The sequence below is a fragment of the Bosea vaviloviae genome, from assembly GCF_001741865.1.
Classification (GTDB): Bacteria; Pseudomonadota; Alphaproteobacteria; order Rhizobiales; family Beijerinckiaceae; genus Allobosea; species Allobosea vaviloviae.
The window spans coordinates 6,142,828-6,168,189 of record NZ_CP017147.1 but is presented as its reverse complement, the minus strand read 5'-3'; the positions used below and the strand labels follow the sequence as shown (position 1 = coordinate 6,168,189).

General features: G+C 66.6%; 25 protein-coding genes. 6 read left to right on the top strand and 19 right to left on the bottom strand.

Going from position 1 to position 25,362, the window contains the following annotated elements; translation table 11 throughout:
- Together BHK69_RS28615 and BHK69_RS28610 are read right to left on the bottom strand one after the other, a co-directional pair.
- Positions 1–381, bottom strand: a complete 381-nt coding sequence (locus BHK69_RS28615) for a tautomerase family protein (protein ID WP_069693076.1) — start codon at positions 379–381, stop codon at positions 1–3.
- Between the two features lie 3 nt (positions 382–384).
- Positions 385–1,437 (bottom strand): LacI family DNA-binding transcriptional regulator, encoded by a 1,053-nt coding sequence (locus BHK69_RS28610; protein WP_069693075.1) that lies wholly within the window; start codon positions 1,435–1,437, stop codon positions 385–387.
- A gap of 144 nt (positions 1,438–1,581) precedes the next feature.
- Here BHK69_RS28610 and BHK69_RS28605 point away from each other — a divergent pair, with 144 nt between their 5' ends.
- Positions 1,582–2,529: a dihydrodipicolinate synthase family protein gene (locus tag BHK69_RS28605; RefSeq protein ID WP_069693074.1), complete on the top strand. Its 948-nt coding sequence runs from the start codon at positions 1,582–1,584 to the stop codon at positions 2,527–2,529.
- A 29-nt stretch (positions 2,530–2,558) separates the two neighbouring features.
- Positions 2,559–3,467: a dihydrodipicolinate synthase family protein gene (locus tag BHK69_RS28600; protein WP_069693073.1), complete on the top strand. Its 909-nt coding sequence runs from the start codon at positions 2,559–2,561 to the stop codon at positions 3,465–3,467.
- A 136-nt stretch (positions 3,468–3,603) separates the two neighbouring features.
- Here BHK69_RS28600 and BHK69_RS28595 read toward each other — a convergent pair whose 3' ends face one another.
- The 15 genes from BHK69_RS28595 to BHK69_RS28525 all read right to left on the bottom strand — a co-directional run bounded on the left by BHK69_RS28595 (position 3,604) and on the right by BHK69_RS28525 (position 19,947).
- Entirely contained in the window at positions 3,604–4,311 is a 708-nt protein-coding gene (locus BHK69_RS28595; protein WP_083269735.1) for an ABC transporter ATP-binding protein, read from the bottom strand.
- A gap of 10 nt (positions 4,312–4,321) precedes the next feature.
- A complete protein-coding gene (locus BHK69_RS28590; protein WP_069693071.1) occupies positions 4,322–5,062 on the bottom strand; it encodes an ABC transporter ATP-binding protein in 741 nt (246 codons plus the stop codon).
- Positions 5,059–6,114, bottom strand: a complete 1,056-nt coding sequence (locus BHK69_RS28585; RefSeq protein ID WP_083269734.1) for a branched-chain amino acid ABC transporter permease — start codon at positions 6,112–6,114, stop codon at positions 5,059–5,061. The genes BHK69_RS28590 and BHK69_RS28585 overlap by 4 nt, the downstream gene beginning before the upstream one ends.
- Complete coding sequence (locus BHK69_RS28580) at positions 6,107–6,997, bottom strand: branched-chain amino acid ABC transporter permease (protein ID WP_069693070.1); 891 nt, start codon at positions 6,995–6,997, stop codon at positions 6,107–6,109. Before BHK69_RS28580 ends, BHK69_RS28585 begins: the two co-directional genes overlap by 8 nt.
- Before the next feature lie 70 nt (positions 6,998–7,067).
- Positions 7,068–8,249, bottom strand: coding sequence for an ABC transporter substrate-binding protein (locus BHK69_RS28575; protein ID WP_069693069.1), 1,182 nt, complete (start codon positions 8,247–8,249; stop codon positions 7,068–7,070).
- An 82-nt stretch (positions 8,250–8,331) separates the two neighbouring features.
- Positions 8,332–9,135 carry an enoyl-CoA hydratase/isomerase family protein gene (locus BHK69_RS28570; protein WP_069693068.1) on the bottom strand — a complete coding sequence of 268 codons (804 nt, stop codon included), beginning with the start codon at positions 9,133–9,135 and terminating at the stop codon, positions 8,332–8,334.
- 35 nt (positions 9,136–9,170) lie between these two features.
- Positions 9,171–10,712: an AMP-binding protein gene (locus BHK69_RS28565; protein ID WP_069693067.1), complete on the bottom strand. Its 1,542-nt coding sequence runs from the start codon at positions 10,710–10,712 to the stop codon at positions 9,171–9,173.
- A complete protein-coding gene (locus tag BHK69_RS28560) occupies positions 10,705–11,229 on the bottom strand; it encodes a (2Fe-2S)-binding protein (RefSeq protein WP_069693066.1) in 525 nt (174 codons plus the stop codon). Before BHK69_RS28560 ends, BHK69_RS28565 begins: the two co-directional genes overlap by 8 nt.
- Positions 11,217–12,044, bottom strand: a complete 828-nt coding sequence (locus BHK69_RS28555) for an FAD binding domain-containing protein (protein ID WP_069693065.1) — start codon at positions 12,042–12,044, stop codon at positions 11,217–11,219. Before BHK69_RS28555 ends, BHK69_RS28560 begins: the two co-directional genes overlap by 13 nt.
- Positions 12,041–15,001, bottom strand: a complete 2,961-nt coding sequence (locus BHK69_RS28550; RefSeq protein WP_069693064.1) for a xanthine dehydrogenase family protein molybdopterin-binding subunit — start codon at positions 14,999–15,001, stop codon at positions 12,041–12,043. The genes BHK69_RS28555 and BHK69_RS28550 overlap by 4 nt, the downstream gene beginning before the upstream one ends.
- Positions 15,002–15,136: 135 nt before the next feature.
- Complete coding sequence (locus BHK69_RS28545) at positions 15,137–15,982, bottom strand: AraC family transcriptional regulator (protein ID WP_069693063.1); 846 nt, start codon at positions 15,980–15,982, stop codon at positions 15,137–15,139.
- Between the two features lie 128 nt (positions 15,983–16,110).
- Positions 16,111–17,145, bottom strand: a complete 1,035-nt coding sequence (locus tag BHK69_RS28540) for a dihydrodipicolinate synthase family protein (protein ID WP_083269733.1) — start codon at positions 17,143–17,145, stop codon at positions 16,111–16,113.
- Complete coding sequence (locus BHK69_RS28535) at positions 17,142–18,263, bottom strand: NAD(P)/FAD-dependent oxidoreductase (protein ID WP_069693062.1); 1,122 nt, start codon at positions 18,261–18,263, stop codon at positions 17,142–17,144. The genes BHK69_RS28540 and BHK69_RS28535 overlap by 4 nt, the downstream gene beginning before the upstream one ends.
- Complete coding sequence (locus tag BHK69_RS28530; protein WP_069693061.1) at positions 18,260–19,678, bottom strand: FAD/NAD(P)-dependent oxidoreductase; 1,419 nt, start codon at positions 19,676–19,678, stop codon at positions 18,260–18,262. The genes BHK69_RS28535 and BHK69_RS28530 overlap by 4 nt, the downstream gene beginning before the upstream one ends.
- Complete coding sequence (locus BHK69_RS28525; protein WP_083269924.1) at positions 19,675–19,947, bottom strand: (2Fe-2S)-binding protein; 273 nt, start codon at positions 19,945–19,947, stop codon at positions 19,675–19,677. Before BHK69_RS28525 ends, BHK69_RS28530 begins: the two co-directional genes overlap by 4 nt.
- Before the next feature lie 162 nt (positions 19,948–20,109).
- Here BHK69_RS28525 and BHK69_RS28520 point away from each other — a divergent pair, with 162 nt between their 5' ends.
- The 4 genes from BHK69_RS28520 to BHK69_RS28505 all read left to right on the top strand — a co-directional run bounded on the left by BHK69_RS28520 (position 20,110) and on the right by BHK69_RS28505 (position 23,061).
- Positions 20,110–20,919 carry a transporter substrate-binding domain-containing protein gene (locus BHK69_RS28520; protein ID WP_069693059.1) on the top strand — a complete coding sequence of 270 codons (810 nt, stop codon included), beginning with the start codon at positions 20,110–20,112 and terminating at the stop codon, positions 20,917–20,919.
- 63 nt (positions 20,920–20,982) lie between these two features.
- A complete protein-coding gene (locus BHK69_RS28515; RefSeq protein ID WP_069693058.1) occupies positions 20,983–21,657 on the top strand; it encodes an amino acid ABC transporter permease in 675 nt (224 codons plus the stop codon).
- On the top strand, positions 21,657–22,352 hold the full coding sequence (locus BHK69_RS28510) for an amino acid ABC transporter permease (protein WP_069693057.1): 696 nt from the start codon (positions 21,657–21,659) through the stop codon (positions 22,350–22,352). Before BHK69_RS28515 ends, BHK69_RS28510 begins: the two co-directional genes overlap by 1 nt.
- Complete coding sequence (locus BHK69_RS28505) at positions 22,324–23,061, top strand: amino acid ABC transporter ATP-binding protein (RefSeq protein WP_069693056.1); 738 nt, start codon at positions 22,324–22,326, stop codon at positions 23,059–23,061. The genes BHK69_RS28510 and BHK69_RS28505 overlap by 29 nt, the downstream gene beginning before the upstream one ends.
- Positions 23,062–23,104: 43 nt before the next feature.
- Here the strand turns inward: BHK69_RS28505 and BHK69_RS28500 are convergent, their stop codons facing one another.
- On the bottom strand, positions 23,105–23,782 hold the full coding sequence (locus BHK69_RS28500; RefSeq protein ID WP_069693055.1) for a GntR family transcriptional regulator: 678 nt from the start codon (positions 23,780–23,782) through the stop codon (positions 23,105–23,107).
- The gene (gene hydA, locus BHK69_RS28495) at positions 23,779–25,212 is read right to left on the bottom strand and encodes a dihydropyrimidinase (RefSeq protein ID WP_069693054.1); all 1,434 of its coding nucleotides are present in this window, start codon (positions 25,210–25,212) and stop codon (positions 23,779–23,781) included. The genes BHK69_RS28500 and hydA overlap by 4 nt, the downstream gene beginning before the upstream one ends.
- Positions 25,213–25,362: the final 150 nt, after the last annotated feature.

The following is a 25,362-nucleotide window of genomic DNA, read 5'->3' as shown; positions in this document are numbered from 1 at the left end:
CTACGCGTCCTTCGTATCGCTGGCGAGCCTGGAATCGTGGGCGACCTCGTCCTTCTCGCGGTCGAGGAAGTAGACGGCGACATCCGCGCCCGGCACGCCATAAGCGGCGCAGACACCCTGCGTCAGCGCCACGGCGGCGGCTCGGCGCTGCGCTTCGCTGCGGCGATAGGCGTGGACCTTGAGCAGGATGCGCTGACTGGTTTGTGCCGAGCCCATCTCGCCGGCATGGGCATAGTCACCGGGGGCAACCGGTAGGAAGAACAGCGTGATCGTCTCAGGCCCGACACCGAAGGCCGAGATCAACCCTTCGGTCACCGATTTCGCCAGCGCCGCCTTGCCGGTGGGCGATACGGGCGGAGCGAGGACTTCGATATAGGGCATCGGTCAGGCCTCGCTGGCTTGAGGAGCGAGAGATCGGCAGGAATCGCGCTTCACCAACCGGGCGCCGACGCGGTATTCGCGCGCGCCCTCTGCGTTGTGACCATTGCCGGCGTTGTGACCATTGCGGGCCTCGATGCGATGCAGCAGCCGGTCGACCGCGAGGTTGGCGAGGTCGCGCGCGCCGTTGTCGACGACGCTGATCGCGGGACGGTGCCACTCGAACCAGGGCGTATCCTCGTAGCAGAGCAGCGACAGATCGTCGGGAATCGAGAGGCGGCGCTCGGCCGTCACACGCAGCACCCCCAGTGCCGATTCATGGTTTGCGACGAACAGCGCGGTCGGCGGCGTGGCGAGGTCGAGGAGCTTGCGGCAAGCCACTGCCCCGGTCTCAGGCTCATAGCGCCCGGCATGGATCAGGGCTTCGTCCACGGCAATATCGGCCTCGCGCAGCGCCCGGATATAGCCCGACAGGCGTTCGCGGCCGGAGGTCGTGTCTTGCCGTCCGACGATGAGGCCGATGCGTCGGTGCCCGAGGCCGATCAGGTAGCGCGTGCCGGCATAGGCGCCCTGCGGGTCATCCGCGAGCACGGTCTCCAGTTCCGCCTCGTCGTCGCGGCGCACCACGCAGACGACCGGGATATCGCCAGCCTCCAGCTGTGCGAGGCGAGCGCCGTTGCGGCCGGTCGGCACCACGATCAGCCCGTCGACGCGATGGTCGGCGAGCGTGCCCAGCATGTCGCTCTCCTGCTGTGGATCGTCTCCGGCGATGCAGAGCAGCATCTGGTAGCCCAGCGCCTTCAGCCGCGCTTGCACCACTTCCGCCATGACCTGGAACGAGGCGTTGGCGAGATTGTGGATCAGCAGGCCGACGAGACGCGACTGCCCGGTCTTCAGGCCGCGCGCGATCGTGTTCGGCCGGTAGCCGAGCTCCCCGGCGATGCGCAGCAGGCGCTGTTGCGTGCGCTCGCTCGCCAGCCCGCCGCCGCCCAGCGCCCGGGACGCGGTGCTGACCGAAACGCGGGCCGCCTCTGCCACATCTTTGAGCGTGACGCTCATGAGCCCTGCCGTTAAATTGGAAACGATTGCAGAACGCTATTGCCGCGATATGCGCTGTGCAAGCCCAAATAATGGATTGTTGGCGCCTATTGCGGCATCACACTCCGCAAACGTTTCCAGTCTTCCTTGCGAGAGGAGCACCGCATGGACCTCAAAGGCATCGGGGGCATCTGGCCCGCTTCCTTGACGCCCTTCGACAGGGCCGGCACGATCGATGACGCCGCCCTGCACGCCCATGTCGCGGAGCTTGCCGGCACGAACGGCGTCCGCGCCGTCGTGGTCAACGGCCACGCGGGCGAGACCGCCTCGCTGACGCGCGCGGAACGTGCTCATGTCATCGGCGCGGCGAAGACTGCGACAGGCGGCAAGGCCGGGGTCGTGGCCGGCATCGTCGCCGATGATACGCGGGGCGCCGTTGCGCTGGCGCGCGACGCGGCACAAGCGGGCGCCGATGCGCTGTTGCTGTTTCCCCCAGCCCTGTTCGCCCAGGGCGCCAATGCCCGCCCCGAGATGGCCTCGCGTTTCGTGGCGGAGGTCGCTCAAGCGGCCGGTTTGCCGATCGTGCTGTTCCAGCTTTCGCTGACCTCGGGCCTCGGCTTCTCGCATGAGGTCCTGCTGCGCCTCTGCCGCGAGAACGAGAGCATCATCGCGATCAAGGAGGGCAGCGACACGCCCCAGGCCTATGAGGACAATCTGGCGGCGCTGCGCGCGCTCGACCGCCAGGTCACGGTGCTGACGACCAATAATAGCTGGCTGATGGCCTCGCTGGCCTATGGCGGCGACGGCATCCTCTCGGGCATCGGCAGTGTCGCCTCGCCGATCCTCGCCGAGATCTTCGAGGCGATGGCGCGCGGCGATCTCGATGCGGCGCGCCGCGCCAATGCTCGCCTGCGGCCGCTGTGCCGCGCCTTCTACCGCGCGCCCCATCTCGACGCCCACAACCGGATGAAGACCGCGCTGCACCTGCTCGGCAAGTTGCCGAACCCCGATCCGCGCACGCCGCTTCTGCCGATCGAGGCGGAGGAGCGCACTGCGATTGCCCAGGCGCTCGCCGGCGCCGGCCTGATGCCCGGCCGCGCAGCCGCCGCCTGAACCAGACCAGTCACATCGAAGGCCTCTCCATGAAAACCTTTCGCGGCACCTACACCGTCATGATCACGCCCTTCACGCCGTCGGGCGATGTCGATGTCGAGGCCTTGCGCGCCTTCGTCGACTGGCAGATCGAACAGGGCATCCACGGGCTGATCCCGCTCGGCTCGACCGGCGAGTTCCTCTCGCTCGACGATGACGAGAAGGTGCTGGTGGCTGAGACCGTGATCGGCCAGGCGGCCGGCCGCGTGCCGGTTTTGATCGGCACGGGCGCGGAGGACACTCGCGAGGTGGTGCGCCTCAGCCGTCGTGCTGAAAAAATGGGCGCTGACGGCGTGATGATCATCCCGCCCTTCTATTCGACGCCGACCGAGGACGAACTCGTCCAGCACTACCGGACAGTGGGAGATGCGATCGGGCTGCCGATCATGGTCTACAACAACCCCGCCACGGCCAATGTCGACCTCAGGCCCGCCTTGGTCGCTCGCATCGCCGAGATCGACAACTGCCTCTACATCAAGGAATCGACGCTGGAGGTGACGCGCGTTCGCGACATCATCCGGCTCTGCGGCGAGCGGATGACCGTGTTCGGCGGCATTCTCGGCTTCGAATCTTTTGTCGAAGGTGCGCAGGGCTGGGTGGCCGTGGCCTCGAATGTCGCGCCGGCGGCGATGGCGCGGATCTTCGAGCTGGTGGCCGATGACGATGCGGTCAAAGCGGCGCGCGCCCTTTACCTGGAGCAACTGCCGCTGATCGAGTTCGTCGGCGGACAAGCCTATGTCGCTGGCACCAAGGCGCTGCTCAACCATATGGGCTTTTCGGCCGGTGCGCCGCGCCCGCCGCGTCTGCCCCTTCCGGCACTGCAGGATGCGGTGGCGCGCGACCTCGTCGCGCACTTCGGCCTCAGCTTTCAGCCAGAGGCTCAGCGAAAGGCGGGCTGACCAGCCTTTTTCGAAGCGCCGGCCAATTGTGCTTCGACAAGGTTGCGGTTGCTCCAGGCCGTTCCGTCAGCCCGATAGCCGGCGGTATCGAGTGCCGCTGCGAGCGGGCGCAATGCGTCCGTCCGGCGCATCGCATCTAGACCGCGATGAGCCGCAGCAGTTGCTCGCGATCCGGTTGGGACTCGGCCTCGCCGCTGAAGACAACCTGACCGCGCTCGATGACGTGGAAACGGTCGGCGACAGACAGCGCTTCATGCACGTTCTGCTCGACCAGCAGGATGATCGCGCCCTGGTCGCGCAGTTCGCGCACGATCGCGAAGATCTCGGCGACGATCATCGGGGCGAGGCCCTCGCTCGGCTCGTCGATCAGGACGAGGCGCGGCTTGCCGACCATCACCCGGGCCATCGCCAGCATCTGCTGCTCGCCGCCCGACAGGGTCGTGCCGAGCTGGTGGCGACGTTCGCCCAGCCGGTGAAAGCGGTCATAGATGCCCTCGATCGTCCGCTTCTCATCCCTGGAGGAGCGGCCCTTGACCTGGAGAAGGCCAAGAGAGAGGTTTTCCTCCACGGTCAGCCCGGGAAAGATGCGCCGGTCTTCCGGCACGAAGCCGACGCCGGCATGGCAGATGCGGTCGGGCGTCAGGCCGGTCAGCGTCTCGCCGTCGAGCGTGATCGCGCCTTCGCTGGGGCGGACCCAGCCCGCGATGGTCTTGAGCAGCGTCGTCTTGCCGACGCCGTTGCGGCCGAAGATGCCGATGACCTCGCGCGGGCCTGCCGTGATATCGACGCCCTGGATGATGTGGCTACGGCCGTAATGGCTGTGCAGTCCGCTGATGGCGAGCATGGCCGGGTCCTTACGCATGTCCGAAATAGGCGGCCTGGACGGCGGGATCGGCCCGCACCAGATCGGGCGGGCCCTCGGCCAGCTTGCGGCCCTGATGCATGACCACGACATGATCCGACAGGTCCATGACGAGGCCGATATCGTGCTCGATCAGGAGTATGGTGACGTCGTCGGTCAGGCTGCGCACGAGTCTCGCCGTCTCGGCCGTGTCGCCATGGCTCATTCCCTGCGTCGGCTCGTCGAGCAGCAGAATCTTCGGTTCCGAGGCAAGGCAGACCGCGATCTCGAGCCGGCGCTGGTCGCCATGAGAGAGATTTCCGGCCAGATCGTCGCGCTTATGGGCGAGCTGGAAGCGCTCCAGCATCTGGCCGGTCTTGGCCAGCGCCCGCGTCGAGCGGCCGACAGGCAAAAAGGCGCGCCCGGTCGGCTCCAGCACCTGCGCCGCCAGCCTGAGGTTCTCTGCGACGGTGAGTTCCGGAAACAGGCTGGTGATCTGGAAGGAGCGCGAAAGCCCGGCTGCCTTGGTGCGCTCGGGCGCAGCACCTGTCATGTCGACGCCGTCGATCAGGACCTGACCATGATGGGGTTTGAGCGCCCCGCTGATCAGGTTGAACAGTGTCGATTTGCCGGCGCCGTTGGGCCCGATCACGGTCGTGATCTTGTGGCGCTGCGCCTGGAAGCTGACCTGATCGACGGCCTTGAGGCCGCCGAAGGCGATGCCGAGATCGCGAATGTCGAGAACGGGCTTCATCGGGAGGTCCTCGCGGTTTCGGCGACGATCGCGGGCAGACTCGCAGGGGCTGCCTTTGGAACGGGGGCAAGGCGCCGGCGCGAGAGCCAGGTTTCGATGGCGGGACGCACAACGCCCACCAGCCCCTTGGGCAGGAACATCACGCACAGCATGAAGAGCAGGCCGATGACGATGAGATGGTGCTCGGTCCAGCTGCCGATGATCGATTTGAGGATGACGAGCAGGACCGAGCCGTAGATCGCCCCGATCAGTGTGCCGACGCCGCCGAGCACCACCGAGATCACCGCATTGCCGGAGGTCGCGAAGAACATCAGCTCCGGCGAAACGAAGCCGCGCAGCATCGGATACAGCGCCCCCGAAAGCCCCGCGATTACGCCGGCCAGGACATAGGCCGCCATGCGCGCGCGCCAGACCGAGTAACCGAGGAACGGCACGCGCTTCTCGTTTGCCTTCAGCGCGGTGAGGACGCGGCCGAAGGGCGTATCGAGCAGATAGGCGGTCAGCGCATAGAGCCCCATGATCACGGCAAGCACGATCATGAAAAACCCGACGGGACTGCCCGCCGAGACCGTGAACGGCCCGAACCCGATCTCGATCACCGGGATGCCGATCATGCCGTCGGAGGCGCCGAGTTCGCGGGTGTTGTAGACGACCTTGGCCATGACCTGCGCCAGGCCGAAGGTGATCAGCGCGAAATAGACGCCGCGCACCCGGTTGGCGATCAAACCGCCGATGACGGAGGCGATCAGCGTCGCCAGGAAAGCCGCCCCCATGGCGAGCCAGAAGGACGGCAGCTTCATCAGCGTCAGCGCCGAGACATAGGCGCCGATGCCGAAATAGAGGGCCTGGCCGAGCGAAAGCGCACCGGAATAGCCGAGCAGCAGATCGACGGAAAGGGCGAGTCCGGCGAAGATCAGCGCTTCCGTGCCGAGCCGCAGGTAGAAGGTGTCGCCAGTCGCAGCGCCTAGGGCTGCAAGGCCAAGCGCGGCGAGGACGAAGAGCAGCGCCAGCAGATGGCTCGCGCGCATGGATTGCGTCAGCCGGTCATGCATGGCCGAGCCTCCCGAACAGGCCCTGCGGGCGGAAAACCAGAAAGGCGACCATGGTCCCGAACACGATCGGATCGGTCCAGACCGGCGAGATCACGAGGCTCGCCAGCGCCTGGACCTGCGTCAGCAGGAGGCCTGCGACGACCGCGCCCCAGATCGAGCCCATGCCGCCAACGATGACGACCGTGAAGGCGAGCAGGATGAAGTCGCGCCCCATGGTCGGAAACACCGAATAGATCGGCGCCAGCAGCACGCCGGCGAGCCCGGCAAGGCTGACGCCGAAGGCAAAGGTGCCGGCATAGACAAGTGAGACCGGAACCCCGAGCGAAGCCGCCATGTTGCGGTCGAAGGCGGCGGCGCGGACCATCGCGCCCAGCCGCGTCTTGTAGACGACAAAGGCCACGCCCAGCACGATCGCAGCGCCGACCAGAATGAGGAAGAGCCGGTAGTTCGGCAGGATGATGCCGAGGATCTCGGTCGCGCCGGGGATGGGGGTCGGCGGGCGCTGGGTGTTGGCGCCGAAGACGATCTTCAGCACGTCCTCGACGATGAGGCCAAGGCCGAAGGTCACGAGCAGCGTGGTGACGTGACGGTCCTTGGTGTCGAAGACCGGGCGGATCAGCAGCCGCTCGGCCGCCATGCCGAGCGGGATCATCAGGACCGGTACCAGCACCAGCAGGAACCAGAAGCCGATGCCGGCGGCGCCGAGTGCCAACGCCGCATAGGCGCCGATCGCGTAGAACTCGCCATGGCTCATATTGATGACGTCGAGCATGCCGAAGATGATGGTCAGCCCCAGCGCCACCAGCACGACCGCGACCCCGAGCGCGAGCCCGTTCACGACCTGCGGGGCAAGGACGAATTGGAGATAATCGATGGGGGTCATGGCGGGCCTCGATGAAGGGCTCGGCGCTGCAGCCCCTCCCCATGACGGGGAAGGGTCGTGCCGTGGCGGCTCAGAACCGCGTGCAGGCGTCGGGGCCGATGGCGCTTTCCGAGGAGACGTTGTCGATGATGTCGAACTTGCCCTTGGTCACGCGCACCACATACATCGGCTGCATGGCCTGGTGATCGCCGGCGCGGATCGTCTTGGTGCCCTGCGGGGTCTGCCAGCTCAGGCCGCGCAAAGCCTCGCGCACCTTGTCGGTCTCGGTCGAGCCCGCCTTCTCGACGGCCGCCTTGTAGGCGAAGAGCAGGCCGTAGCTGTCGGCCCCGTAGAGATCGGGATCGGTCTTGTTGGCCGCGCGGAAGGCGTCGACGAAGGTCTTGTTCGCGGGGCTATCGATCTGCGGGGAATAGCCGACGCCGGTGGCGAAGCCTTCAGCGGCGGCGCCGATCGCGGTGATGTTCTGCGAGGTCACGGTGCCGGACGCACCGACGACCATCAGGCCGGACAGCAGGCCGAAATCCTGCAGCTGCGTCAGCAGCCGCACCGTGTCGTTGCCGGCGACGGAGGTGTAGACGACCTGCGGACGCGAGGCGCGAATCTGGCCGAAATACTGGGTGTAATCCTTCGAATCGAGCGGGGCGAAGACCTCGCCGCCGCTCTGCGCTCCGCCCTTCTCGGCGCTCGACTTGAAGGCGGCGACGGTGGAGCGGCCCATCTCATAGTCGGGCCCGAGATAGAAGACCTTGGCCTTGGGCTTCTCCTTGGCCAGCCAGGCCGCGAGCGCCACCGACTGCTGCTCGGCCCGCGCATTCACCCGGAACATGTTGGGCGAGCATTTGTCGGTGGTGATCGAGTCGGCGAAGGAGACCGTCGTTGCCGCGAGCTTGGCATTGCGCTCTGCGAGCTGGGCGACGGCGAGCGTCGAGCCGGAATTGACGGTGCCGGTCAGGAAGTCGACTTTTTCGACCTGGAACAGCTTCTCGGCCTTCTGCACGGCGACGGATGGATTTGCCTCCTCGTCCTCGAACAGCAGATTGACCTGGCGCCCGGCGATGCCGCCGGCCGCATTGATTTCCTTCGCTGCGAGTTCGAGCCCCCAGCGGACCTGCTGGCCGATCGGCGTATAGGTTCCCGACAATGGCGTGACGACGCCGATCTTGATCGGACCCGACTGGGCGAATGCGCCGCCGCTCAGGGCTGTCGCGGCAAGCAGGCCGGTGGCGAATGTCGTAATGGCTGCGGTCTTCATGGTCGTTTCCCTCTTGCTTGGCTTGTTATGGTTGGACAGCGTCAGGCGACCGCGCGGCGTGTCCTTCGCCGCGCGGATGGGCTCAACGCCCGCTGAATTTCGGGGCGCGCTTGGCGTGGAAGGCCTCGACGCCCTCGCGGAAGTCGTCGGACTGGCGCAGGCGGCTGTAGCAATGCCCCTCCAGTTCGATCGCGATGGCGAGCGTCGAATCCTCGGTGTCGTTGAGCAGCTTCTTGGCGGTGCGCTGGGCAATCGGCGAGAAGCCGCGCAATTCATCGACCAGCCGGTCGGTCGCCGCTTCCAGCTCGGCGTCGGCTACGCATTCGGTGGCGACGCCCCAGTCATAGGCCTGCTGCCCGGAGATGCGCTTCGAGCGCATCACGATGTCCTTGGTCCGGGTGATGCCGACCATCTTCTGGAGCCGGGCGGAGCCGCCGGATCCCGGAATCTGGCCGAGCTTCTGCTCGGGCAATGCGTATTGGCAGGTCTCCGAGACGATGCGGAAATCGCAGGCGAGCGAGATCTCGAAGCCGACGCCGAAGGCATAGCCGCGATTGGCGACGATCACCGGCTTGGTGCAGCGCGCGGGGGCGGCGATGTTCCAGGCGAGCTTGGAGACATGCTCGGGCGAGGCTTCGAGAAAGCCCTTGATGTAGCCGCCGGAAGAGAAGTTCTCGCCGATGGCGCGCAGCACGATGACGCGGACGCGGTCGTCCTCGTCCAGCGCCTCGAACACTTTCCGCAACTGGTCGCGCTGCGGCATCGAGATGACGTTCATCGGCGGGCGGCCGAGGATGATGTCGGCGCGCTCGCGGGCGGCGTCAATCTCGACGCTGAAGCCGTCCAGATCGGCCAATGCGGGATGAAGCGGGGTCGGGGCGTTCATAGGGTCGGTCTTTCGCTCGTTGTGAAGGGAGACGGTCATCCGGCGGTGGCGGGCTGTTCGCGTTCGTACGCGCCGGCTACCAGTTCGCGGCGCAGCAGCTTGCCGACGGGCGATTTCGGGATCGCCTTGACGAATTCGAAGCGTCGCGGGCGCTTGAAGTTGGCGAGCCCGGCTGCCTTGCAATGCTGGTCGAGTTCATCGGCGCTGACCGGGCCGGCGCGCTGGACGAAGGCGACGACGATCTTGCCCCAGCGTTCGTCGGGCAGGCCGACGACGGCGACCTCGGATACGCCCGGATGCAGCGAGAGGCAGCTTTCGATCTCGACCGGGGAGACGTTCTCGCCGCCGGTGATGATCATGTCATCGACGCGGCCTGAGACGTAGAGGTCGCCATCGCCGTCGAAATAGCCGGTGTCGCCGGTGAAGTACCAACCGTCGCGCAGGGACTTGGCGTCTGCTTCGGGGCGCTTCCAGTACCCCTCGAAGGCCTCGTCGCTCGCCGCCAGCGCAACGATCTCGCCCTCTTCGCCGGCGACGGCAAGCTCATGCGCCGAAGCCGCGCCGAGCTTCACCACGCGGATGAGCTGGTTCAGGCCGGCCTTGCCGGCACAGCCGGGTTTGCGCGCGGCTTTCTGGTTGATCGTGAAGGTGTAGATTTCGGACGAGCCGTAGTGATTGACGAAGAGCTCCGGCGAAAACGCCTCGGTGAGCTTGCGGAGCAGTCCGTCGGTCATCGGCGCACCCGCGAAGCCGAGCTTGCGCACGCTGGTCACATCCGTCCGTGCGAAAAGCGGGTGGTGGACGACGTCATGATAGAGCGTCGGCACGAGATAGAGATTGGTGATCGCCTCGGCCTCGATCAGCGCCAGCGCCTGGCCCACATCGAAGCGCGGCTGGCAGACGAAGACGCCGCCGATCAGCGACATGGCGATGAGCGAGCGCACGCCCATGGTGTGATAGAGCGGCATGACGCCGAGTGTGCGCTCGCCGTTTGCATAAAGATTCTGGGCGACATGGGCGAGGCCCGCCATGCGCTCGGCTCGGTGCCGGCGTGGCACGCCTTTGGGCTTGGCTGTGGTCCCGGAGGTATAGAGCATCAGCGACCAGGCATCGGCGGCAACGCGCGGAACGGCTGTGGCAGCAGGCTCCGCCACCATCTCGGTGAAGCTCAGCTCGGCCTGGCCCGCATCGGCACCCACAGTGATGCGCGGGATCGATGAGGCGAGCCGGCTCTCGCGGATTGCCGGCCCGGCGACCGCCTCGAACGCGATCGCACGGGCGCCGCAATTCTCGATGACGAAATCGATCTCGTCGGCTTTGGCGCGCCAGTTGATCGGTACGATGGTCAGCCCCGCGAACTGGCAGGCCCAGTGTAGGGTCGCAGCCTCCCAGCGGTTCTGCAGCACGGTCACGAGATGCTCGCCGGCCTTCAGGCTCATGCCGTCGAAGGCTGCGACCAGCGACGAGATCCGCGCAAGCCATTGCGCATAGCTCAACCGGACATCGGCATCGACGATCGCGAGCGCATCGGGGTCGCGCGCGACGCTGGCCATGAAGCTGGTGCCGAGATCAAACATGGGCAGGTTCCGGGAGGGATGGCGCATCGCGCAACTGGGCGGCTGCATCGAGCGCGGCCCGGATGATCGGCGTGTAGCCGGTGCAGCGGCAGAGATGTCCGCCAACGACCTCGCGCAGCTGCTCCTCGGTCGGGTGACGCTGCTCGCGCAGGAAAGCGTCGAGCGAGATCAGGATGCCGGCCGTGCAGAAGCCGCATTGCAAAGCGTGGTGGCGGCGGAAGGCCGCCTGCATCACCGACAGCCTGTCGGCAGCGGGGCTCAAGCCTTCCACCGTCCTGACATCGCGGCCTTCGAGCTGCACCGCCAGCGTCAGACAGGCACGCGCGGGTGCGCCGTCGATCTGGATGGTGCAGGCCCCGCAGACGCCGTGCTCGCAGCCGACATGGGTCCCGGTGGCGCCAAGGCCATGACGCAGCGCATCGGTTGCCAGCAGCCGCGGCTCGGCCTCCAGCGAAACCGGCCTGCCGTTCAGCGTGAAGGCGACGCGATTGCGCGCCGTGGCGCTCAGGCGCGACATGACAGCGCCTCCGCGATCGTCTCGCGGCCGAGCGAGCGTACGAGGTCGCGGCGCAGCCGCGCGGTCGCATGGACATCGTCGCGTGCGTCGAGATCCCAGGCGAAGGCGTTGAGCGCGTCCGACAGGGCGGACCCGTCCAGCAGCGGAAAGCTGCGGCGCTCCGGCTTGTCGGCGACGCCTGCGACGGCGAGGTGAATCGCATCCGCCGTCACCAGCGCGGCACAGCCGACGATGGCGAAATCGCCGTGGCGGCGCGCGACCTCCCTGAAGGCATAGCCGGTTCCGGGGCGGGCGGCCGGGAAGACGACCGCTTCGATCAGCTCGTCGTCGCCCTTGTCGGTCACCATCATGCCGGCAAAGAAGTCGCCCGCTTTCACGGTTCGGCTCTTCCTTGGCGAGCGCAGCCTGATCTCGCCGTCGAGCGCCACGAGGCAGAGCGGGATCTCGGCGCTGGGATCGGCATGAGCGGCCGAACCGCAGACGGTGCCGCGCGCGCGTGTCTGGTAATGGCCGAGCCAGGGCAATGCGGCCGCCAGCAGCGGCTGTTCGGCGGCGAGGTTCGGCCGGCGCATCAGTGCGGCTTGCCGCACGCCGGCGGGCACGACGATGGCATCGCCCTCGCGCCGAACCTTGTCGAGCCCAGGGATGCCCATCACGTCGATCAGCACGGCAGGCTTCGCCAGCCGCATATTGAGCATCGGCAGAAGCGATTGGCCGCCGGCGATGATACGGGCATCCGAGCCATGCCGGGCGAGCGCGTCCAGGGCCTCGGACAGGTCGCCGGCACGGATATAGTCGAAAGCCGCGGGCTTCATCCGCGCCTCCCCAACAAGCGGGCGAAGAAGCCGGTCTTGGTGCTTGCAGGGGTGGCTTTGCGCGCAAGCGCCGCGAAGAACTGCCCGATGATGGCCTTGGCCGCGCCGTCGAGCAGGCGCCCGCCGATGGCCGCGACCTTGCCGCCCACAGCAGCCTCGTAGCTATAGGAGATGACGGTCAGCCCGCCTTCGCCAGCCGACAGGATCACGCGGCCAGAGCCGCCGCCGGTGCCGAGCGCGCCGGAGACCGAGCCGGTCAGCGTCGCGGCCTTTGGCTCATCAAGGTCCGAGAGCCTGATCTCGGCCTTGTAGCGGCCCTTCACCGGGCCGACGCCGAGCGTCACATCGGCCTTGAAATGAGTCTCCGACAGCTTCCTGACGCCATGGCAGCCGGGGATGATCGAGGCCAATTGGTCGGCGTCGAGCAGCATCGCCCAGATCGCTTCGGGGGAGGCCGCGACCTTGACCTGTCCTTCTCCACGCAGCGTGCGGTCGCCCGGCTTGGCTGCGCCCAGCTCCGCCGCCCGGCCACGATCCGATACCAGCCTGGCCGGCTCGGGGGCGGCGACGAGCGCGGCGACCCGCGCCGGCGTCAGCGGCAAATTGAGTTCCGCGACCCCAAGGGCGTCGGCCACGGCATTGGCGAGGCAGACCGGCGTCGACATGCAGTTGCCTTCGCCGACGCCCTTGGCGCCGAGCGGCGTGAAGGGCGACGGCGTCTCGATATGCAGGATCGCGATATCGGGCGTCTCGGTCGCGGTCGGCAGCAGGTAGTCGGCGAAGGTGCCGGTCAGGAAAGCGCCATCATCGGCATAGGCGAGTTCTTCGTAGAAGGTCGCGCCGAGGGCCTGCGCGAAGCCGCCCCTGATCTGCCCCTCGACCATGCCGGGATGCAGCACGCGCCCGCAATCATGCATGGTGACATAGCGGTCGATGCGAACCTTTCCGGTATCGACATCGACCTCGACGCCCGCCATGTCGAAGATGAAGCCGTGGCAGAGCGAGGAGTTGACCTGGTCATCCTGCGTGGGCGCGGAGAGTTCCGGCGGCGTCCAGAAGGCGGTCTCTCGGATCGCCTGATCGATGCCGTCGGGCAGCAGCGCCGGCGACCAGTGCGAGAGAGCGGCGATGCGGCCGAAGGGCAGTGTCTTGGTCGCGTCGCCCGTCGCGAAGACGGCGCCGCCCGCAAACCCGATCTGCGCGGGTGCGACTCCGAGCTGGCTCGCGGCGATCGCAGCCAGTTTGTCGCGCAGGCGGGTGGCAGCCAGATGCGCCGTGCCGGCGACCGCAGCCGCAAAGCGGCTCGAATAATTGCCTGATGCGATCGACCAGGCGTCCTTGCCGGTATCGAGATCGACGACGACGCTGATCGCCTCGCGCGGCAGGCCGAAGACATCGGCCACGACCTGCGCCAGTACCGTGCGATGGCCCTGTCCCTGCGGCACGGAGGCGACATGGACGCTGACCGAGCCGACGGGATCGAGCGATACGGTCGCCGTCGCCTGCGCGCCGTTCTTAGGACCAGCCTTCTGCCGCTCGGCTGCGGTGAGAACCGTGGTGATGTAGCCCATATTGGAGACGCTGGGCTCGACGGTGGCCGCAAAGCCGATGCCGTAGCGCCTGCCGGCGGCGCGGGCTTCGTCGCGCCGGCTCTCCAGCTCGGCGAGCCGGCCGTCTGCCACGGCGAGGTCGATTGCCCTCACATAGTCGCCGGAATCGTAAAGCGCGCCCGAGGCCGTGCGGTAGGGAAACTGCCTGCGCTGAATGAGGTTGGCGCGGATCACGGCCAGCGGATCGAGCCCGAGCTCCACGGCGATGCGCTGCATCAATCGCTCCAGCGCATAATAGACCTGCGGGCCGCCGAAGCCGCGCACGAGGCCGGTTGGGGCCTTGTTGGTCAGCACGACGCGGTTGCGGATGGCGAGATTGGCGATGTCGTAGGCGCCGGTCATGTTGCCGTGCATGCGGTAGAGCGTGGCGGGCTCGGGTGCGCGCGGATAGGCGCCGCAATCCTCGATCTGGTCCCAGTCCAGCGCGGTGATGCGGCCCTCGCTGGTGACGGCGGCTTTCAGCGTCGTGACGCGGTTCGTCGCCGCCACGGCGGCACTCAGATGCTCGAGCCGGTCCTCGATCCATTTGACTGGGGCCCCAGTCATCCGCGCGGCCACGCCGATCAGCACCGCATAGGGCGCGACGCCCTGCTTGACGCCGAAGCTGCCGCCGGAATCCGGTGGCATGCGCAGGCGCAGCCGGTTGCCGGGGACCTTCAGGCAGCGCGCCATCACCGCATGGATGCTGAACGGCCCCTGGAAATTGGCCAGGATCTCGTAGGCGTCCTCATGGGGATCGTAGTCGGCGACCACGCCGAAGGTCTCCATCGGCGAACCGGTATTGCGCGGATAGGCGATGGAGACTTCGACGTGGTGGGCGGCCTCCGCGAAGGCGGCCTCCGGCTCGCCATAGCGAAAGCAACGGTCGCTGACGAGGTTGGCCCCGGCCTTGTCGTGGAGGACCGGCGCATCGGCCCCGAGGCTCGCCAGCGGATCGATGACGCAGGCGCGGGGCGCGTAGTCGATCTCGATCGCGTCCAGCGCGTCCTCGGCGAGATACCGGTCCTGCGCGACGACGATCGCGATTGGCTCGCCGACATAGCGCACGCGCTCGACGGCCATCGGCCAGTTCTCGACTGCGACCTTGAGGCCGGCGACCATCGGCGTCGTCAGCCGCGCGAGGTCACGGCCCGTGACGATCGCGGCGACGCCCGGCATCGCGGCGGCGGCGGCGCTGTCGATGGAAAGGATATCGGCATGGGCATGGGGCGCGCGCAGGATGGCGGCATGGAGCGTGCCGGGCCTGATGCCGAGATCATCGATGAAACGGCCACGTCCGGTCAGCAGGGCTGCGTCCTCGACGCGCTCCACCGATTGTCCCGTCCATGAGATGGTCTCTGGCCGCACCGACGCCTGCTCCCGATGACGCGCTCTGATGGGCGTCTGGGGCAGGAGGCTCGGCGATCAGCGGTCGTGGCGCGATCCCGCAGGGTCTCGCGACTTACCGAAAAGTCTCAAAATGAAGCGGCGGCGGAAGGCTTCCTACCGACCCAGCCGCGCCACCTGCCGGAAGGCGCTCGGCGCGACGCTGCAGTGATCGCGGAAGAAGCGGGTGAAATGGGCGGGCACGCTGAAGCCGAGCCGGTCCGAAATCGCCGAGAAGGTCTCCTCGCCCTCGACGATCGCACCGACCGCCATCTCGACCTTGACGACGTTCAGGAAGACATGCGGCGTCACGCCGGTCGAATCCTCGAAGATGCGAAAGAAATGCGCCCGCGAAAGACCTGCCTCCTTCGCCAGCCTGTCGATGCTCAAAGGAGCGGCCGGATCGGTCCGCATCAGCGAAATCGCCTTGCCGACGCGCCAGTCGATCGCATTGGCGCGCGCGATTTCGCGCAGCGAGGCTCCAACCGTGCGCCAGGGCGTGAAACGCTCGATCACCGCGATCATCAGCTCCGAGAGCAGGGCCTCCTGCTGGCGCGAGGCGCCAGGCTCGTGAACCATCTCGGCGGCAAGGTCGAGCGCGGTCTGGCGGATATGCGCCGTGACCTCGCCGGCCGAATGCTCGAAGAACCCCGGAGCGCCGCTTGCCGCCCAGTTTGGCCTGAAGCTGCGCAGCCAGTCCGGCTCGATATACAGCGCCAGGATCAGCGCGTTCTTGCGGCGCGAGTCGTGAATATAGGCGTGGCTCTCCCAGGCATTGACCAGCACCGCGAGATCATCGGTCAGGGGCGCGACATGGTCGCCGACGAGGAACTGGGTATCGTCGCCATCGACCTTGAGCAGGACATGACAATGGGGATGCGCGTGCCGGACCAGACTTCGGTCCATGTCGAGCAACGCCACCCGCCCGAAGGCTCCATGCGCAATGCGCAAGGCATCCGACATGCCGTTTCCTCACTCCGGCTGATTTCCAGCTCTTGATCCCCGCCCCTATACAGTAGCGGTTGCCTTACCGGCGCTGCAAGCATCGTTCCTGCGTCGGTCTTCGTTTCCTGATCATGCCGTGGCCGCAGTCATAAAGCGTCGCTCGGTTGGCTCATCCGGATGGCCCGGCTCCCCAGTGCTGCTTCTGTGATGGCGTCCACGCCCATGGGTTGAATCTCGTAGCCGGCGATTTGGAGTGCCGCCGCGAGCGTGCGCAATTCGTCCGCCGTCACGGAGGGCTGCGGCGGGCGCAACACATCGTTCGGGAGGCGTCCCAGCAGCTTCAGGCAGGCTTTGAGGCGCGCGGTCGCGCGTCCGCCCGGCGCATCGCGATAGACGGCGACGGAGAGCGGATAGAGCTTTTCATGTACCGCCCGCGCCCGCGTCCAATCGCCGGCCTCGGCCGCGTTCCAGAGCGCAACCACGAGTTCCGGCACCACCGCTGCAAGGCTGACCTGGCTGCCGGCGCTGCCGATGATGTAGCTCGTCAGCAGATGCTCGTCGCCCGAGCCCAGCACGCTGAAATCGGGGCGAAGCTTCTGGATCAGCCGCAGATTCTCCTCATAGGCTGCTACTTCCCAGCTTCCCTCCTTGATGGCCAGGAAGCGCGGATCTGCCACCAGGTGCCCCAGCACGGCCGGCGAATAGGCCATGGCACCTGCGCCCACCGGCGCACCGTAAAGCATCAGCGGCGCGCTCGTGGCGTCGCGCACGCGCTCATGATGCTCGATCACGCAGGCATCGGCATGCCCGAGCGCCCAGCTATTGGGAGGAAACACCAGCAGCCCGTCGGCTCCTGCCTCCTCCAGCACGGCCGCTTCGCGCGCAGCCTCCAGGCTGGATTCGTGGTTCACGCCGGAGACGATGAGGCACTCACGCGGGCCATGTTCGCGTGCGATCTCGACGACACGCCGCTTCTCGGCCAGCGACAGCACGAAATTCTCGCCGGCATGGCCGTTGACCAGCAGCCCATTGATGCCGGGAACGGCGGTGACGGACGCAACATGCTGCGCCAAGGCCGCCTCGTCGATCGAGAAGTCCGGCTTCATCGGCACGATCGTCGCCGCATGGATGCCGCGCAGGCGTTCGGAAAAGGACCTGGTTTCGGAATAGGATTTGGTCATGCATGGCCTCGCGGGGCGCCGCCCGGCGAAAGCAGGCGATCGATCGGAAAGAGCGGAAGCTCGGGTTCGCGCCCGAGCAGATGGTCGGCAAGCAGGCGCGCGATATAGGGGCCGCTCGTATAGCCGGAATGGACGCTGCCGCAGACATAGGCGCCGTCAACGCCGGGAACGGGGCCAACGGCCGGCAGCGCATCTTTCGTCTCGGCCTCGAGCCCGGCCCAGGCACGCGCCAGCCTTGCGCTCCGCAGCGCCGGAATGGCGTGGCAGGCCAGGCGCACATTGCCGATGAGCCGGTCGGGCAGAAGCTCGACGCCGCCTCGGTCGCGATCACCCAGGCCCTGCCAACCACCGCCGATCACGACGGTGCCGTGCGGGTATTGCTTCAACGAAAGCAGGCCGTTGGCGATGCCGACGACGGTGCGCATGACAGGGGCGACACGCTCGCTGACCGCGAGCTGGTTCACCAGTGTCTTGATCGGCAGATGCACACCAAGCCAGGCCAGCATGGGTTCGAGCCAGACACCGCCGGCAAGGACGATGCGACGCGCGTGCACTAATCCGGTTGGCGTCTGCAGGGCGAAGCTGCCCGCCTCGCGCTCGACATTGGTGAGGGGCGTGTATTCGCGCAGAGCGACGCCTTCGTCGAGAAGCGCGCGGCGATAGGCGAGCCCGGTCAGATAGGCGTTGGCGAAGCCGTCGACACGGCAGTAGCCGGCCAGCCGCACCTTGTCGGAGATGCCGGGCTCGACCGCGCTGGCCTGTGCGCCCGTGATCAGCTCGATCGGCGCTCCCGCCTCGCGCCGCTTGCCGGCGCGATAGGTCAGAAGCTCCTCCTCCCGCTCGGTGAAGGCAAGCGAGAGCCCATCGCAGATGACGACCCCGACCTCATGCCCGAGCCATTGCCGCGTCGAGGCCCACATCGCATGGGCGCGGAGCGCATAGGGAATCAGCGCGACCCGCGTCATCTGCATCGTCAGCGTGCCGGCATTGACGCCGGACGCCTCGCGGCAGAGGGCGCCGCGCTCGAGCAGGGTCACATCCATGCCGCCGCGCGCCGCGAACAACGCGACGGTCGCACCATGCACTCCTCCCCCGACAACGGCGAGATCGTGGATCACAGGGGAGCGGGCTCCGGAATGGGGATGTCGGAATAGTCGAACGCTCCCATCAGGGCGTCGAACGGCACGGGGCGCAGCGGCGGTCGTCCGGTCCAGTAGCCGGCCCGCTCGCGCGAGCCGACCTTGCTCGCCAGCAATTCGGCGGCGACGTCGCCGCACATGCGGCCCTGGCACGGGCCCATGCCGCAGCGCGTGAAATGCTTGAGCTGATTCAGGTCATGCGCGCCGGCCTCATGCGCCGCATCGATCTCGCCGCGCGTCACATCCTCGCAACGGCAGATCACCGTTTCCGGCGCGATCGCCGCGACCTGCGCCGGACGAAGCGCCATGATGCCGGCCATCGCGTCCGAGAAGCGGCGGGCACGCGAGATCGCGGCCAGGATCGGATCTGCGATCTGCGCAAACCGGTCGGCAGGCACAGCGCCGGCATCATGGGCGGCAGTGAGACCCGCCAAACGCCCGGCCTGCTCGGCGATGATGGCGCCGCGCAGGCCAGCGCCGTCGCCACAAGCAAAAAGGCGCTCGACCGTGGTCCGGCCATAGGCATCGAGCATCGGGACGAAACCACCACGCAGGCGATCGAAGCGATGTTCGGCGCGCAGGAGCTTGGTGACCTCCGCGCCCGGAACGAGCCCGTGGCCGATGCAGAGCGCGTCGGTTTCGAGCGTGATCTCCGATCCGCTCGCATAAGCCCCGTCACGACCGACGGGTGCAATCACGATGCGCTCCAGCACATGCCGCCCCTGCGCCTGCCTGATGGCGTGGCTGAAATAGACTGGAACGCGCGCGGCGCCGATCTTCAGCGCCCAGCCAAGGCCGCGTCCGAGCAATTCTGGTTGCGTCGCCAATGACGGCAGGGCCGCGAGCCAATCGCGGCGGCCGGCGAGATCGACGATTCCCGCCACCTCACCGCCGAGCTTGAGGATACCGGCCGCAACAGTGACGAGAAGCGGCCCGCAACCGGCGACGACGACCTTCCGCCCCGGTGTCACGCCCTGCGATTTGATCAGCACGGTCGCGGCGGCAAGGCCGATGACACCCGGCAAGGTCCAGCCCGGAAATGGCACGACGCGCTCATGCGCGCCAGTCGCAGCGATCAGGCTTGGCGCCTCGACGGTCTCGTTGCCCTGTGGACCGAGTGCATCGACCCGAAAGCTTCCACCGACCGACCAGATGCGGCGACTGAGGCGCAGATCCACCTTCGAGGCAGAGATCTTGGCCCTCAGGGCGTCGCCGCTCCGCGCCTCCGCTGAGACCGGCAGGCCCGTGAGGCCAGGCAGTGGCTGGCGCCAAACCTGTCCGCCGGCACCGTCCTGCTCGTCCAGCAGCGCCACCTTCAGCCCCGCCTGCGATGCCACTATCGCGGCATTGGCGCCGGCCGGTCCGGCTCCAAGCACGATCAGGTCATGCGTCACGGCACGCCCCTCAGCTCGACCGCCATGCCGGCGCGCACGGGCGTCAGGCAGGCTTGCCGCAGGGCGCCATCGACGTGGAGCACGCATTCCTGGCAGACGCCCATATGGCAGAAAGCACCTCGCGGAGCCCCGGTGGGGCTTGCGCGCAAGCGCAGGCGCCCGGCCAGGGCGAGCGCCGTCGCGAGCGGATCCCCTGCGCGCGCCGAGATGCTGTCGCCATCGACCATGATCGCGACGAGCGGCCGCTCGTCCTGCACCAGACGCTTCATCACCGCGCGAACCCATCCTCGCCTGCCTGCGGATCGAGCAGGTTGTGACGCCATTTGCTGCTTTACAGATCGCATGAATGTATACAAACTGTCTACCGTTCATGCAATGGCGGCGGCGCTAAATCCTGCCATCGCGCAACGGCTCTTCGGGAGAATGCAAGCATGTTGAAGAAGTTGCTCGCCGCCGGCGCTGTCGCCATCGGCTTGACGGGCCTGACCGTTCCGACTTCGGTCGAGGCACGGACGCTGGATGAGATCATCAAATCGGGCACGATCCGCGTCGGCGTGAACCCGACCTTGCCGCCGCTCGGCAAGTTCGACGACAAGAACGAGATCGTCGGCTTCGACGTCGATTTCGCCAGCGAGATCGCCAAGACGCTCGGCGTCAAGCTGGAGGTGGTTCAGACCGGCTCGCCGGATCGCATCCCCTTCGTGGTGTCCGGCAAGATCGACTTCGTGATGGGCGCGATGACGCGCAATCCCGAGCGCGCGAAGGTCATCGACTTCACCGTTCCGGTTCACACCGAGGTGCTCGGCGTCCTGACCACCAAGGACAAGCCCTTCACCGACTGGAAGCAGTTCAACGATCCGAGCATCACCTTCGTGCAGGTGCGCGGTTCGACGCCGGTCAAGTTCATCGAGGACAACCTCAAGAACGCCAAGGTCACCCTGCTCGACAACTACCCTGACGCGGTGCGCGCGCTGGCGCAGGGCCGCGGCACGGCCATGATCGACGTGATCGATTTCATGGGCGAGCACATGGCCAAGCACAAGGTCGAGTGGAAGGTCGTCGAAACGCCGATCGACATCTATTATTGCGGACTTGGCGTCTCCAAGGCTTCGACCGGCCTGAAGGACTGGCTCAACGTGGCGATCTTCGAATTGCACCGTCGCGGCAAGACCGACGAGATCTGGAAGAAGTGGTTCGGCATGGACATGCTCAAGCCCGTCGGCGTCACGCCCTATTTCTGATTGCGGACAAGGCCTGTCCGGCCGGGATCCTGCGTCCCGGCCGGATCAGCCATTCGGAGCGCAATGAGCTACACGCTGCAATACGGCCAGATCTGGCCTTACCTTCCGCGCCTCTTCGACGGGGCGTGGATCGCGTTGCAGATCGCGGTCCTCGCCTTCTGCGGCGGGCTCGCGATCGGGACGGCCTGCGCGGCGGTGAAATCCTTCGGGCCGCGATGGCTCACCCGCATCGTCAACGTCTATGTCGTGTTCTTCACCAACACCCCGCAGCTCGTGCAGATCTACTTCCTCTATTTCGCGCTGCCTGACACGGGCGTGCTGCTGTCCTCCTTCGCAGCCGTGCTCATCGGCATGACGCTGAATGCCGGAGCCTATCTCACCGAAATCCAGCGTGCGGGCTTCGAGAGCCGGCGCGTCTCCGAGATGGAGGCGGCCGAGGTGCTCGGTTTCTCCAGGCTCCAGCAAATTCGCTATGTGATCCTGCCGCATATGGCGCGCGTCTTGTTTCCGCCGCTGTCGAACCACTTCATCATCATGACGCTGGGCACCTCGATGGCAGCCGTCTTCGGCGTCGAGGAATTGACCGGCCAGGCCTTCAACATCAATTCGCTGACTTTCCGGTCGATCGAGATCTTCTCGGTCACGGCGCTGTTTTATGTCGCGCTGACGCTTGCAGCTTCCGTGCTGCTTGCCGCCATCGGCCGTTATGTCTTCCGGGCTCGCACGGGGCTGATCTGATGCTGTCGCAGATCATCGAGGAGTGGCCGCGCTTCGCGACCTATTACAACCTCGTCTTCATCGCCAAGGCGGCCCTGACGACGCTTGCCCTCTCAGTGCTCGGCTGTGTCGTCGGCTCGCTGCTCGGGCTCGCTTTGGCGGTGACGCGCCTGACCCATGGCCCGGCTCTGCTGCCGCTGCGCCTGCTTGCCATCGGCTTCACCGAGCTGTTCCGACGCGTGCCCTTCCTGGTCACGCTGATGCTGTGCTTCTTTGCCTTCCAGGCGACCGGAGCCGATGTGCCGCTCTTCGTCGTCGCGGCAGTGACCGTGACATTGATCGCCGGCGCCTTCCTGGGCGAGATCGTTCGCGGCGGCTTGAATGCGGTCCATCGCAATCAATGGGAGGCGGCGGCGGCGATGAATTTCAGCCTGACCGAAACCATCCGCTATGTGGCGCTGCCGCAGGCCTGGCGCCTCATCCTGCCGCCCGCCTTCGGCTTCTTCGTGATGTTCATCAAGGACACGGCGCTGGCCTCGCAGATCGGCGTGGTGGAGCTCACCTTCGTCGGCAAGGTCCTCAACAACAAAGGCTTTTCGGCCGCGCTCAGCTTCGGCGCGATCCTCATCGTCTATTTCGCAATTTCCTATCCGCTGGCACGGTTCGGCGCCAGGCTGGAGGCCAGACTTGCATCACCTCGACATCGCGGGGCTTGACGCCCATTACGGCAAATTGCCCGTGCTCTCCGGCATCGATCTCACGGTCGGCCGGGGCGACATCATCGGGCTGATCGGGCCGTCAGGCTCCGGCAAGAGCACGATCCTGCGCGTGCTGATGGGGCTGTTGCCGCCGTCGGGTGGCACCGTCAAGCTCGACGACGAGCCTGTGAACCACGCCGATCAGGCGGCGCTGCGCCGCCTCCGCGACCGCATCGCCATCGTGTTCCAGCAATACAACCTCTTCCAGAACATGACGGTTCTGGAAAACGTCACCATCGCACCGGTGAAGATCAAGAAGCGGCCGCGCGCCGAGGTCGAGGCGGAGGCCAGGGCATTGCTGACCAAGGTCGGCCTGGGCGACAAGCTCGCGCGCTATCCCGACGAATTGTCGGGCGGCCAGCAGCAGCGTGTCGCCATCGCCCGCGCGCTGGCGCTGAAACCGGAGATCCTGCTGCTCGACGAGGTGACGGCGGCACTCGATCCGGAGCTGGTCTCGGAAGTCCTGGACACGATCCGGGTGCTGGCGCGGGAGGGCATGACCATGCTGATCGTCTCCCATGAAATGGCCTTCATCCGCGAAGTCGCCTCGAAGGTCGTCTTCATGGCCGATGGCCGCGTCGTCGAGACCGGCTCGCCTGCGCAGATATTCGACGCGCCGCAACATCAGCGCACGCGCGATTTCGTCTCGAAGATCCTGCGTCACTAGGCCACCGGCCGCACCCTTACCCGCGTTCGGCGCGGGCGCAGACTCAGCGGACGTTGTTGAGCGCCGACTTGCCGAGGCTGCGGATATGGTTCTGCACCGCACGGCGCGAGGCCTTGGAATCCTCGCGCTCCAGCGCCTCGACGATCTCCAGGTGTTCGGCCGAATCCGGTTCGAGCCGATCGGCCAGGCGCGCGATCTCGAACAGCCGCGTCGTGACCCGTAGCTTCCGGATCAGCTCGGCGAGCACGTCATTGCCGCAGTGGCGGGCAAACAGCTCGTGCAGATTATCATCGGACGCCCAATGCGCATCGGTATGATAGGGCACCGTCGTCCGGAGCTGATTGATCTCCAGCTTGACCTTGACCATCTCGCCCGCCGGAATCCGGCCGGCCGCCAGCGACGCCGCCTCCGGCTCGAGAAACTCCCGGCATTTCAGGCTCTGCAGATATTCGCCGAGATCGACATTGCGCACCAGATAGGAACGCCCGGTTCCCTTGATGACGAGCCCTTCGCCTTCCAGCCGCTGCAAAGCCTCGCGCAAGGGGGTGCGCGAGATGCCGAGGCTGTCGGCTAGGCGCGCCTCGACGATCATCTCGCCGCCGCGCAGATGGCGTCGGCGGATCATCTCCGAAATCGCGTTATAGGCGAGGTTCGACAAATTGAAGCCGCCGGCCCGGACGATTTCCGTCTCCCCGGCCTCCGCTTGATCGACGTCATTCATGGTTGGGCCCGGCCCTCGAAACCACGCTTCGCATAGGGTGAGCGTGCGCGTGACAGGTGAATGCCATGCCCCTTCCGGCCGATGAGAGCGCCGTCCTCGACCACGACGCGGCCACGGACCATGGTGAGAACCGGCCAGCCGATGATCTCGCGTCCTTCATAGGGCGTATAATCGGCGCCATCCTGGATCAGGTCATGGGTCAGCGTGACGCGCTTCCCGGGATCCCAGATCGCGATATCGGCATCGGCGCCGACCGCAATCGTGCCCTTGCGGGGATAGAGCCCATAGGTCTTTGCAGGATTGGCCGCCGTGACCGCGACAAAGGTCTCGAGATCGATCCGCCCCTTCGAGACACCTTCTGAAAACAGGATCGGCAACCGCGCGCCGACGCCCGGAATGCCGTTCGGCACCCAGCGGAAGCTCGTCTTGCCCTTGGGCGTGAGCTTGCCTTGCGGATCGTCATAGCGGAACGGGCAGTGATCGGAGGAGAAGATCGTGAAGGCGCCGTTGCGCAGGCCCTCCCAGCACGCGTCCTGGCTGGCGGTATCGCGCGGTGGCGGCGAGCAGACATATTTCGCGCCCTCCATGCCGAGCCCGTCGAGATCCTTCTCGGTGAGGACGAGATACTGCGTGCAGGTCTCGCCGAGCACGGTCAGGCCCTTGTCCTTGGCCCAGCGGATCTGCTCCATCGCCTCGCGGTTCGAGACATGCACGATCATCACCGGCACGTCGACGAGTTCGGCAAGCGAGATCGCGCGATGCGTCGCCTCGCGCTCGACCGCGATGGGGCGCGACGTCGCGTGGTACTTCGGCGCAATCCGCCCGCCACGCTCGAGCTGTTCGGTCATGAAGCGAATGGCGTCGTAATTCTCGGCATGGACCATGACGAGCGCGCCGGTCTCGCGTGCGACCGACATGACGTCGAGAATCTGGCGATCGTTCAGGGCAAGCCCTTCATAGGTCATGAAGATCTTGAACGAGGTGTAGCCATCCTCGACCAGCGCCGGCAGCTCCTGGCCGAGAAGCTGCTCGCTCGGATCGGAGATGATCATGTGGAAGCTGACATCGACATGGCATTCGCCATCGGCCTTGGCATGATAGGCCTTCAGCGTCTCGCGCATGGAGCAGCCCTTCTCCTGCAAGGCGAAGGGCATGATGGTGGTGGTGCCGCCCAGCGCCGCGGAGCGCGTGCCGCTCTCGAAATCATCGGCCATCACGATGCCTTCGCCGGAGGGTTGCGCGATATGGACATGCGCATCGATCCCGCCCGGCAGCACGAGCTTGCCTGTGGCGTCGATCACCTGCCTGGCCTCGCCAAGGCTCTCGCCCAACGCCACGACCCGTCCGTCCCGAATGCCGACATCGCACATGATGCGGTCCGCCGCCGTGATCACCGTGCCGCCGCGGATGATGGTGTCGTAACTTGCCATGCTCGTTTCATTCCCACTTGCCGAGAGTGGAATTGTATACAAACTGCACGCAAAAGGAAGGTTGCATTCTGCCCTCTGCCGCCTTTTGACAAGGCCGGAAGGCGTCATCGCAAGCGGCCACATGGGCTGCAATGAATGATCTGCTCGCCT

Bases quoted from the DNA above. Each gene is read 5' to 3' on its own strand.
- BHK69_RS28615 (WP_069693076.1), bottom strand. From the start codon at position 381: ATGCCCTATATCGAAGTCCTCGCTCCGCCCGTATCGCCCACCGGCAAG.
- BHK69_RS28610 (WP_069693075.1), bottom strand. From the start codon at position 1,437: ATGAGCGTCACGCTCAAAGATGTGGCAGAGGCGGCCCGCGTTTCGGTC.
- BHK69_RS28605 (WP_069693074.1), top strand. From the start codon at position 1,582: ATGGACCTCAAAGGCATCGGGGGCATCTGGCCCGCTTCCTTGACGCCC.
- BHK69_RS28600 (WP_069693073.1), top strand. From the start codon at position 2,559: ATGAAAACCTTTCGCGGCACCTACACCGTCATGATCACGCCCTTCACG.
- BHK69_RS28595 (WP_083269735.1), bottom strand. From the start codon at position 4,311: ATGCTCGCCATCAGCGGACTGCACAGCCATTACGGCCGTAGCCACATC.
- BHK69_RS28590 (WP_069693071.1), bottom strand. From the start codon at position 5,062: ATGAAGCCCGTTCTCGACATTCGCGATCTCGGCATCGCCTTCGGCGGC.
- BHK69_RS28585 (WP_083269734.1), bottom strand. From the start codon at position 6,114: ATGCATGACCGGCTGACGCAATCCATGCGCGCGAGCCATCTGCTGGCG.
- BHK69_RS28580 (WP_069693070.1), bottom strand. From the start codon at position 6,997: ATGACCCCCATCGATTATCTCCAATTCGTCCTTGCCCCGCAGGTCGTG.
- BHK69_RS28575 (WP_069693069.1), bottom strand. From the start codon at position 8,249: ATGAAGACCGCAGCCATTACGACATTCGCCACCGGCCTGCTTGCCGCG.
- BHK69_RS28570 (WP_069693068.1), bottom strand. From the start codon at position 9,135: ATGAACGCCCCGACCCCGCTTCATCCCGCATTGGCCGATCTGGACGGC.
- BHK69_RS28565 (WP_069693067.1), bottom strand. From the start codon at position 10,712: ATGTTTGATCTCGGCACCAGCTTCATGGCCAGCGTCGCGCGCGACCCC.
- BHK69_RS28560 (WP_069693066.1), bottom strand. From the start codon at position 11,229: ATGTCGCGCCTGAGCGCCACGGCGCGCAATCGCGTCGCCTTCACGCTG.
- BHK69_RS28555 (WP_069693065.1), bottom strand. From the start codon at position 12,044: ATGAAGCCCGCGGCTTTCGACTATATCCGTGCCGGCGACCTGTCCGAG.
- BHK69_RS28545 (WP_069693063.1), bottom strand. From the start codon at position 15,982: ATGTCGGATGCCTTGCGCATTGCGCATGGAGCCTTCGGGCGGGTGGCG.
- BHK69_RS28540 (WP_083269733.1), bottom strand. From the start codon at position 17,145: ATGACCAAATCCTATTCCGAAACCAGGTCCTTTTCCGAACGCCTGCGC.
- BHK69_RS28525 (WP_083269924.1), bottom strand. From the start codon at position 19,947: ATGAAGCGTCTGGTGCAGGACGAGCGGCCGCTCGTCGCGATCATGGTC.
- BHK69_RS28520 (WP_069693059.1), top strand. From the start codon at position 20,110: ATGTTGAAGAAGTTGCTCGCCGCCGGCGCTGTCGCCATCGGCTTGACG.
- BHK69_RS28515 (WP_069693058.1), top strand. From the start codon at position 20,983: ATGAGCTACACGCTGCAATACGGCCAGATCTGGCCTTACCTTCCGCGC.
- BHK69_RS28510 (WP_069693057.1), top strand. From the start codon at position 21,657: ATGCTGTCGCAGATCATCGAGGAGTGGCCGCGCTTCGCGACCTATTAC.
- BHK69_RS28500 (WP_069693055.1), bottom strand. From the start codon at position 23,782: ATGAATGACGTCGATCAAGCGGAGGCCGGGGAGACGGAAATCGTCCGG.
- hydA (WP_069693054.1), bottom strand. From the start codon at position 25,212: ATGGCAAGTTACGACACCATCATCCGCGGCGGCACGGTGATCACGGCG.